The organism is Streptomyces sp. P3, assembly GCF_003032475.1.
Classification (GTDB): Bacteria; Actinomycetota; Actinomycetes; order Streptomycetales; family Streptomycetaceae; genus Streptomyces.
The window spans coordinates 5,366,029-5,374,205 of the sequence record NZ_CP028369.1; the positions used below are offsets into that span (position 1 = coordinate 5,366,029).

Consider the following 8,177-nt stretch of genomic DNA (forward strand, 5'->3'; position numbering starts at 1 on the left):
CGGGATTAGCGTCACTGCCATGAGTGCATTCCTGTACGCCGCGACCCGGACGCCGTTCGGCCGCTTCAACGGCGCGCTGGCCGGGGTCCGCCCCGACGACCTCGCCGCCGCCGCGATCACCTCGACGCTCGCCCGGGTGCCCGGTCTCGACCGCGCCGCGATCGACGACGTGGTGTGGGGCAACGCCAACGGCGCCGGGGAGGAGAACCGCAACGTCGGCCGTATGGCGGCGCTGCTCGCCGGGCTCCCGGTGAGCGTGCCCGGCACCACGGTCAACCGGCTGTGCGGTTCGAGCCTCGACGCGGCGATGACGGCCGGCCGGATGATCGAGACCGGCGACGCCGAGGTGGTGCTGACCGGCGGCGTCGAGTCGATGACCCGGGCGCCGTGGGTGCTGCCCAAGTCGGCGAAGCCCTTCCCGGCCGGCGACGTCACCGCGGTCTCGACCACGCTCGGCTGGCGGCTCGTCAACCCGCTGATGCCCAAGGAGTGGACGGTCAGTCTCGGCGAGGCCAACGAGCAACTCAGGGAGCGCTTCGGCATCTCCCGCGAACGGCAGGACGAGTTCGCCGCCCGTTCCCACCGACTCGCCCACCAGGCATGGGAGTCGGGCTTCTACGACGACCTCGTGGCGCCGGTCGAGGGCGTCGGCCTGACCCGCGACGAGAGCATCAGGGCCGGATCCACGCCGGAGGTGCTGGCCGGGCTCAAGCCGGTCTTCCGGACACCGGAGCAGGGCGGCACCATCACGGCGGGCAACGCCAGCCCCCTCAACGACGGCGCCTCCGCCGTGCTGCTGGGCAGCGAGAAGGCCGCGGCCGTGATCGGGGCCGACCCGATCGCCCGCATCGCCGGCCGCGGCGTGAGCGCCCTGGAGCCGCAGGCCTTCGGCTACGCCCCGGTCGAAGCCGCGAACCGTGCGCTGGCCCGGGCCGGGATCGGCTGGGACCGGGTGGGCGCGGTCGAGCTCAACGAAGCCTTCGCGGTGCAGTCGCTCGCCTGCCTCGACGCATGGAAGGTCGACCCCGCCCTCGTCAACCAGAAGGGCGGCGCCATCGCGATCGGGCACCCGCTGGGCGCGTCGGGCGGCCGTGTCCTCGCCACCCTGGCCAAGGTGCTGCGGGAGACCCGGCAGCGCTACGGCGTCGCGGCCATCTGCATCGGGGTGGGCCAGGGGCTGGCCGTCGTGCTCGAGAACTGCGGCGTCACGGAGGCGACCCGGTGAGCCGGGCGGACATCGTCGACAGCACCGACGCCGCGGTCGCCGGGATCGAGGACGGATCAACGGTCCTCGTCGGTGGCTTCGGCCTGGCCGGGATGCCGTTCGACCTGATCGACGCACTCATCCGGCAAGGGGCGAAGGACCTCACCATCGTGTCCAACAACGCCGGCAACGGCGACGTCGGGCTGGCCGCGTTGCTGGCCGCCGGCCGGGTGCGCAAGGTGCTCTGCTCCTTTCCGCGCCAGGCCGACTCCTGGGTCTTCGACGGCCTCTATCGCGCGGGAAAGGTCGAGCTGGAGGTCGTCCCGCAGGGCAATCTCGCCGAGCGGATGCGTGCGGCCGGGGCCGGCATCGGCGCGTTCTACTGCCCGACCGCGGTCGGTACACCGCTCGCCGAGGGCAAGGAGCTCCGGGAGATCGACGGCCGCACGTACCTGCTGGAGTACCCCATCAAGGGCGACTACGCGCTGATCGGCGCGCACCTCGCGGACACGCTGGGCAACCTCGTCTACCGCAAGACCGCCCGCAACTTCGGGCCGGTCATGGCCACGGCCGCGACGACGACCGTCGTCCAGGTCGACGAGATCGTCGAGCCCGGGGCGCTCGACCCCGAGGCCGTCGTCACGCCGTCCGTCTACGTCGACCGGGTCGTCCAGGTGGCGGCCCGTCGCTACACCGTGCAGGGGGCACGATGACCACCTCGTCAAGCGACCGGGCCGGCGCCGGCCACCGGCTCTCGATGGACGAACTGGCGGCCGTCATCGCCCGGGACATCCCGGCCGGCGCGTTCGTCAACCTCGGCATCGGTCAGCCCACCAAGATCGCCGACCACCTGCCGGCCGGGTCCGGGGTGGTGCTGCACACCGAGAACGGCATGCTCAACATGGGCCCGAAGGCCGAGGGCGACGCGGTCGACCCCGACCTGACCAACGCCGGCAAGGTCCCGGTGACCGAACTGCCGGGAGCGGCGTACTTCCATCACGCCGACTCCTTCGCCATGATGCGCGGCGGGCACCTCGACGTCTGCGTCCTCGGCGCCTACCAGGTCGCCTTCGACGGGGACCTCGCCAACTGGCACACCGGCAGGCCCGACGACATCCCCGCCGTCGGCGGCGCCATGGACCTCGCCATCGGCGCCAAGGACGTCTACGTGATGATGACGCTCTTCACCCGCTCCGGCGAGCCCAAGCTCGTGCCGCACTGCACGTATCCCCTCACCGGCGTCGGCTGTGTCAGCCGTGTCTACACCGACCACGGCGTCTTCGACGTCGGCCCCGACGGCGTGCGGATCCGGGAGACGTACGGCGTCGCCGCCGACGAACTCGCGGAGCGGCTCGGCATCACGCCGACGCACTGAGCCCTTCGCGACGAAGCGCGCGGGCGGCGAAGACCGGGAGGCCGCGGACCGGTTCGAGCGGGCCCCCGCGGGGCGGGAAGGTCATCGCCTTCCCGCTCCACCGGCCACCGCCCCGCGGTGCAGCAGGAGACCGGCCGGAACGACCGCCGAGATCACGGCGAGCACCGTGCACGCGCCCAGGATCGCCGTGAGCGTCCTGGTACTCAGTCCTCCCACGGACACCACCCATCGCACGGTCCTGGCCGTCCTCGCCCACCTCCGGGCCTGACCCGCCGGGCCGACCGCGCGGGGCCGACACGACGGTGGCCGCCCCCTCCGGACGACGACCACCACCCCGCCCGCGCCACGGGCCCGGCGGCCGCCGGTGACCGGCAGACGCTGCGCGCCACCCCGCCGGACGGCTTGCTCGGACCACTTCGAGAAGATGAGCGCATGATCGCCGACGAAACTGAGCCGCCGTCCCCGGGCCGAGAGCCGCAGCGCGAACCCGGCCACGCCTTCGACACCGTGCGGGTCGCGGCCGAGGGGGAGTCACCCGCCGCGACCCGTCGGCCCACAGCCGCCACCGCACTCGAAGGCGGCATGGAACGGGCGGTGGCCGCGCTGAAGCCGCGGATGCGCGGCTGGCTGCACGCCGGCGTGTTCCCCCTCGCGCTGGCCGGCGGAATCGTCCTGATCGCCGTGTCGCGCTCGGGTGCGGCGGTGGCGGCCTGCGCGGTGTACGCGGTGTCGGCCTGCCTGCTGTTCGGCACCAGCGCGGTCTACCACCGCGGTACGTGGGGCCCACGCGGCGAGGCGGTGCTGCGGCGGCTGGACCACGCCAACATCTTCCTCATCATCGCCGGCACCTACACCCCGCTGGCGGTGATGCTGCTGCCCGCGGACCGGCAGCGGCTGCTGCTGGCCGTGGTGTGGGCGGGCGCGCTCGCCGGGATCGCCTTCCGCGTCCTGTGGATAGGGGCTCCCCGGTGGCTGTACACCCCGTGCTACATCGCGCTGGGGTGGGTGGCCGTCTTCAATCTCCCCGACTTCGCGCGCACCGGCGGCGCCGCCGTCGTCGTCCTCGTCATCGTCGGCGGCCTGCTCTACACCGCGGGAGCCGTCGTCTACGGGCTCAAGCGCCCGGACCCGTCACCCTCGTGGTTCGGCTTCCACGAGGTCTTCCACGCCCTGACGATCGCCGCCTTCGCCGCGCACTACACGGCCATCCTCCTCGCGGCCGTGTAGTCGCATCGACGACCTGCCGTCGGTCACCCCGCGGGTGACCAGGACGAGGACTTCTCGGTCCCGGCCGGTGAGCGCGGCGGGGCGGCCGCGCCGGGCGGCCGCGGACGCGGGGGCCTGCCGGACGGAGGGTTCGGCCAGGCGCCGGGTGAGTGGGGGCGTCACCGTGATCGCGCCCCGCAGCACCGCGTGGACGGTGACCGGGATCTCCTCGGCGCGGGCGTCCTCGACGAGGTATCCGTTCGATCGGGCGCGCGGTGCCGGGCCGGCATGGCGGAACGTCCGGATGCGCCGCCCGGCAGTCGCCGGCGACGGAGATCGAGGGACGCCATCACCGGCGGACAGCCGGTACCGGGCCGGTCCCAGGGGGTCCGCGCACCACAGCGCCGTCACCCGCGTGATCGCGTTCCGTGTCCGCTCAGTCGCTCGCCTCGTCCTGCCGAGTCGTCGCCGCGAAGGCGCGGCGGGGTCCGAGGTTGCCGAAGATCTTGACGAGCGTGCGGGTGCGGACCAGCACGACCTGAGTGATCACCTGGAGGAGGATCCACGAGATCGCGTACAGGACGCCGTCCAGTGCGGGAACGCTGTCGACGGGCAGGGTGTAGGCCATGAGGAGCCGAAGCAGGGCGTCGCACAGCAGGCCGACGCCCCACAGCACCGTCAGGCCGCGCCACACACGCCGGAACGACGCGTCGGACGCCCACAATCGCTCCAGTGTCGTGGTCTTCCCGGGCAGCAGAGTGCGCAGCGCCTGGTAGGTGAACGGACGCCCGGTGAACAGGGTGACCAGCAGCCAGATCCCGGCCAGCGCGGTGAACAGGCCGTTGCGGGCGAGAGCGATGCGCGGGTCCGAGGTCAGCAGCGAAGCCACCGCGCTCACCACGAGCAGCGCGAGGGTGAAGACCCCGACCGCGTCCAGCCTTCGATGGCGTATCGCGGAGTGGAGCGTGTGCAGAGCGGGCGCTGAACCGCTGAGCAGCAGGGCCGTGATCTCACCCGCTCCGCACGCACGTAACAGGTAATAGAGCCCCACGGGAAGCACGATGTCGCAGACGACGGTGATCACGAAGGCCCAGGGTGAAGAGGGGCTCTCGGACGTGGTGGTGGCTGCCGTCGCGGAATGTGCGGACGTGGGCGTCGAGGACTCAGGGCGGGGTGTGGGGGAGGTCATGAGATGTGCTCCGGAGTCGTGGCCTCGGGCATGCCGGCCGAACGTGGTCTCACACGGGCGTCGTGCAGCGGTCGAACGCGACCGTCAGTTCGCGGGCGCACCGATCCAGGTCCATCGCCGCCTGGGAAAGATGGCGGCGCAGGACGGCATCGATGGCGCCACGGATGGCCAGGGCCATGGTGAGGCAGTCGAAGTCGCCGAACTCCCCTGCGTCACATCCCTGTTCGAGCAGGTCGGCAAGCCGGTCCACGGACATGATGCTGCGTTCGACGTCCTCCAGACCGGTGATCTGCCGGTCCCGGATCATTTTGACGATCTCGGTGAGCGCCTGGGTGTGCATCGGATAGCGCGTGATGAAGTCGAAGTTCGAGGTGATGTACGCGCTCAGCTTGCCGCGGTACGTCCGCTCGTCGCCCATGCGTATACCGGCCACCTTTTCGGCCATTTCGAGGATGACGCGGGCGGCTTCCGCGAAAAGCTCGGGCTTGCCCGAGAAGTGGTACGAGATCATTCCCGTACTGCACAGTTCGGCCTGCTGCGAGATTCTGCTGAACGACGCCTTTGTGTAGCCGGATTCGGCGAGCGTTTCGATAGCCGCCTGTATTATCTGCGCCCTCCGCGCATTCTGTGTGAAAGTTCTGGTGTGCGCCTTGGTTGTTCTGGCCGTCATGGCCTCAGATTAACCGGGTCGTGATCGTGATTTTCCTAGAGTTGGCAGTTGTTGCCTCGCCGAGATCTCTCTCCCGCCCCCTGCGGCCCGCTCTCGGGCTCCGTCGGTCCGGCAGCCTCGGGCTCCGTCGGTCCGGCAGCCTCGGGCGGTCGGCGGTCAGCACACCGGCGTCCGTCGAGCCGTCCTGCGGACGGCGTCGACGAGATCCATCGTGGCGATCGAGTCCACGAGCTGCCGGGTGTCGCCGCCGCCGCCCGAGCGGCCCGCGCGCGCGAACTCCGCGAGCAGGAGCGCCAGCTGGTCGGCGGCGGGCAGAACCAGCCGCTCCTCACGGTCCTGTTCCTCGATGACGAGCAGCGGCTGGTGGGTGGCCGGCGGAGTGAACGCCCGGGTCACCGTCAGCCGGGCCCTGTCGCCCCACACCGTGTACGTCGACGCGTAGGCGTGCTCGAAGCCGAACGCCAGCTCGGCCAGGACCCCCGACGGTGAGGTGAGCAGGACCTGCCCCGACAGGTCGAGGCCGTCCGAGGCGCGGGTGCGCAACGTCGCCCCGGCCACCTCCAGTCCGGGCCCGAGCAGGTGCACGGCGGCCCGCAGCGGGTACACGCCGACGTCGAGCAGCGCGCCGCCGCCCAGCCGGGCGTCGTAGCGGATGTCGTCCTGCGGCAGCGGCGGAATGCAGAACGCGGCACGGAAGGCGGCCGGTCTGCCCACACGGCCGTCGGCCATCAGTTCCCGCACCCTGGCGTGTTGCGGATGGTGCAGGAACATGAAGTTCTCCCGCAGCGCCAGTCCGCGTTCCGCTGCCAGCGCGCACTGGGAACGCGCTTCGGCGGCGTCGACCCCGATCGGCTTCTCCACCAGCACGTGCTTGCCCGCTTGCAGTGCCCGCTCCGCCCAGTGGCGGTGCAGGGCCGTCGGGGTCGACACGTACACCGCGTCCACGTCCGTTCGCCCCAGCAGCGCCTCGGCGTCCTCCTCGGCCGCGCAGTCGAACTGTCGCGCGAAGCGGGCCGCCTTCTTCGCCGTGCGGCCCGCGACGGCCACCAGCTCCCACTCCGGCATGCGGGTCACCGTCGGCAGGACCCGCCGCTCGGCCATCGACGAGGTACCGATCACCCCCAGGCGCAGCGGCGGCGCCGCCGGGGCCGTCACAGCGACCTCAGCGCGGTGACCAGCGTACGTGCCTGAACACTCAGGTTGTGGCTGTAGCGCAGCAGTTCGTCGACCTGGCGCAGCGACACCCAGCGGAACTCCTCCGATTCCAGAGGCGTCTCGTCCTCGATCTCGATGATCACGTAGTGGCTCTGGGCGTTGAGGAATCGCCCGCCCTCCTCCGACAGCAGCACGTCGTACACGGCGCTGCCGCGCCGGTTCTGTACCTCGTCCAGGTAGGGCGGCCACGATGCGCGCGGAAGGTGCGAGTAGTTCTGGACCGTGCACTGCACCGTCGGCCCCAGCTCGACCACCGTCAGGAAACCGGCCTCGGCGCGCGCCCGCAGCAACACGTGGCGTACGCCGTCGATCCGGCGTACGAACAGGGCCGCGATGCCCGTCCCGTGCGGTTCGATGAGCGGCTGCGACCACGCCGCCACTTCACGGCGGCCCGAGACGACGTCCACGGCCACCACGCTGAAGTGGTGTCCACGCACGTGGGACACCGCGTGCGGATCGTGCCGCCAGCCCTGTGTGTCCGCGAGTCCGATCGGAGCCACGCTCACGTCGTGCTCCGCCCGTCGCCGAGTGATCCAACTGCGTATCTCGGCGTCCGGGTGCAGCGATGCGGCCAGCGCGGAGGCGTCCGTCCGCCAGTCGGGCAGGCACGACAGGACCGTCCGGGCGTCCATGTTCACGACGTTGTCCTGCTTGAGCAGCATGTTCACCTGTCGCAGGGTCAGCCAGGCGAAGTCCTCGCCCGCCTCCACCTCCGGACCGACCCGCACGATCATGTTGCGGTTCCTCTTGCGGAGGAACCACGAACCCTGCTCCGACTGGAGGACGTCGGCCACCACCGCCCCCGGCTCGGGACTGCGGAAACAGTCCAGGTACCGGACGGCCGAACCACCGTGCACCCGCCTGTAGTTGCTCTTCGTCGCCTGGACGGTCGGCGACAACTGCATGCCGTTCACGTTGCCCGGCTCCGACTTCGCCTGCATCAGCAGGTGGGGTATTCCCCCGAAGTCCCGCAGGGCGATCCCCAGGATCCCGATCTCGGGCTGATCGACGATCGGCTGCTCCCACACGGACACCGGACCGAAGTCCGAATGGACCCGCAGCCCGTGCACCGAGAAGAAGCCACCGCTCGCGTGCCGCAGATCGCCGGTCCCCTCCTCGAACCGCCAGCCGGCCAGCCCCGCGAACGGCACCCGCTCCACCCGCTGCGGCTGAGCGCGACGCCTGTCCTCCAGCCACGCCGCGAGTTCCACGTCGCTGAGCACACCACCGTCGACGGTCGTCGCGGAGACCGCCAGAGCCGCCAGCGTGTGGGCCTCCTCGCCGTGCGACACCGCAGGCGCGATTGTCGGAGTCATCG

9 protein-coding genes are annotated in these 8,177 nt (G+C 71.3%); 4 read left to right on the forward strand and 5 right to left on the reverse strand.

Annotation, left to right across the window (positions count from 1 at the left end):
* Positions 1–19 precede the first annotated feature (19 nt).
* The 3 genes from C6376_RS24210 to C6376_RS24220 are packed head-to-tail and all read left to right on the forward strand — an operon-like array spanning position 20 to position 2,579.
* The gene (locus C6376_RS24210) at positions 20–1,225 is read left to right on the forward strand and encodes a thiolase family protein (protein ID WP_107445361.1); all 1,206 of its coding nucleotides are present in this window, start codon (positions 20–22) and stop codon (positions 1,223–1,225) included.
* The gene (locus C6376_RS24215; protein WP_107445362.1) at positions 1,222–1,917 is read left to right on the forward strand and encodes a 3-oxoacid CoA-transferase subunit A; all 696 of its coding nucleotides are present in this window, start codon (positions 1,222–1,224) and stop codon (positions 1,915–1,917) included. Before C6376_RS24210 ends, C6376_RS24215 begins: the two co-directional genes overlap by 4 nt.
* Entirely contained in the window at positions 1,914–2,579 is a 666-nt protein-coding gene (locus C6376_RS24220; protein ID WP_107445363.1) for a 3-oxoacid CoA-transferase subunit B, read from the forward strand. Before C6376_RS24215 ends, C6376_RS24220 begins: the two co-directional genes overlap by 4 nt.
* An 81-nt stretch (positions 2,580–2,660) precedes the next feature.
* Here the strand turns inward: C6376_RS24220 and C6376_RS46180 are convergent, their stop codons facing one another.
* A complete protein-coding gene (locus tag C6376_RS46180; RefSeq protein WP_301554703.1) occupies positions 2,661–2,795 on the reverse strand; it encodes a hypothetical protein in 135 nt (44 codons plus the stop codon).
* Between the two features lie 216 nt (positions 2,796–3,011).
* Here C6376_RS46180 and C6376_RS24225 point away from each other — a divergent pair, with 216 nt between their 5' ends.
* The gene (locus tag C6376_RS24225; RefSeq protein ID WP_173985718.1) at positions 3,012–3,806 is read left to right on the forward strand and encodes a hemolysin III family protein; all 795 of its coding nucleotides are present in this window, start codon (positions 3,012–3,014) and stop codon (positions 3,804–3,806) included.
* Positions 3,807–4,221: 415 nt separating this feature from the next.
* Here C6376_RS24225 and C6376_RS24230 read toward each other — a convergent pair whose 3' ends face one another.
* From C6376_RS24230 to C6376_RS24245, 4 genes are all read right to left on the reverse strand, one after another.
* The gene (locus C6376_RS24230; protein ID WP_216825602.1) at positions 4,222–4,869 is read right to left on the reverse strand and encodes a VC0807 family protein; all 648 of its coding nucleotides are present in this window, start codon (positions 4,867–4,869) and stop codon (positions 4,222–4,224) included.
* A 154-nt stretch (positions 4,870–5,023) separates the two neighbouring features.
* On the reverse strand, positions 5,024–5,644 hold the full coding sequence (locus tag C6376_RS24235; RefSeq protein WP_107445364.1) for a TetR/AcrR family transcriptional regulator: 621 nt from the start codon (positions 5,642–5,644) through the stop codon (positions 5,024–5,026).
* 156 nt (positions 5,645–5,800) lie between these two features.
* Positions 5,801–6,799, reverse strand: coding sequence for a Gfo/Idh/MocA family protein (locus tag C6376_RS24240; protein ID WP_254076025.1), 999 nt, complete (start codon positions 6,797–6,799; stop codon positions 5,801–5,803).
* Positions 6,796–8,175, reverse strand: a complete 1,380-nt coding sequence (locus C6376_RS24245) for an NDP-hexose 2,3-dehydratase family protein (RefSeq protein WP_107445365.1) — start codon at positions 8,173–8,175, stop codon at positions 6,796–6,798. Before C6376_RS24245 ends, C6376_RS24240 begins: the two co-directional genes overlap by 4 nt.
* Positions 8,176–8,177: the final 2 nt, after the last annotated feature.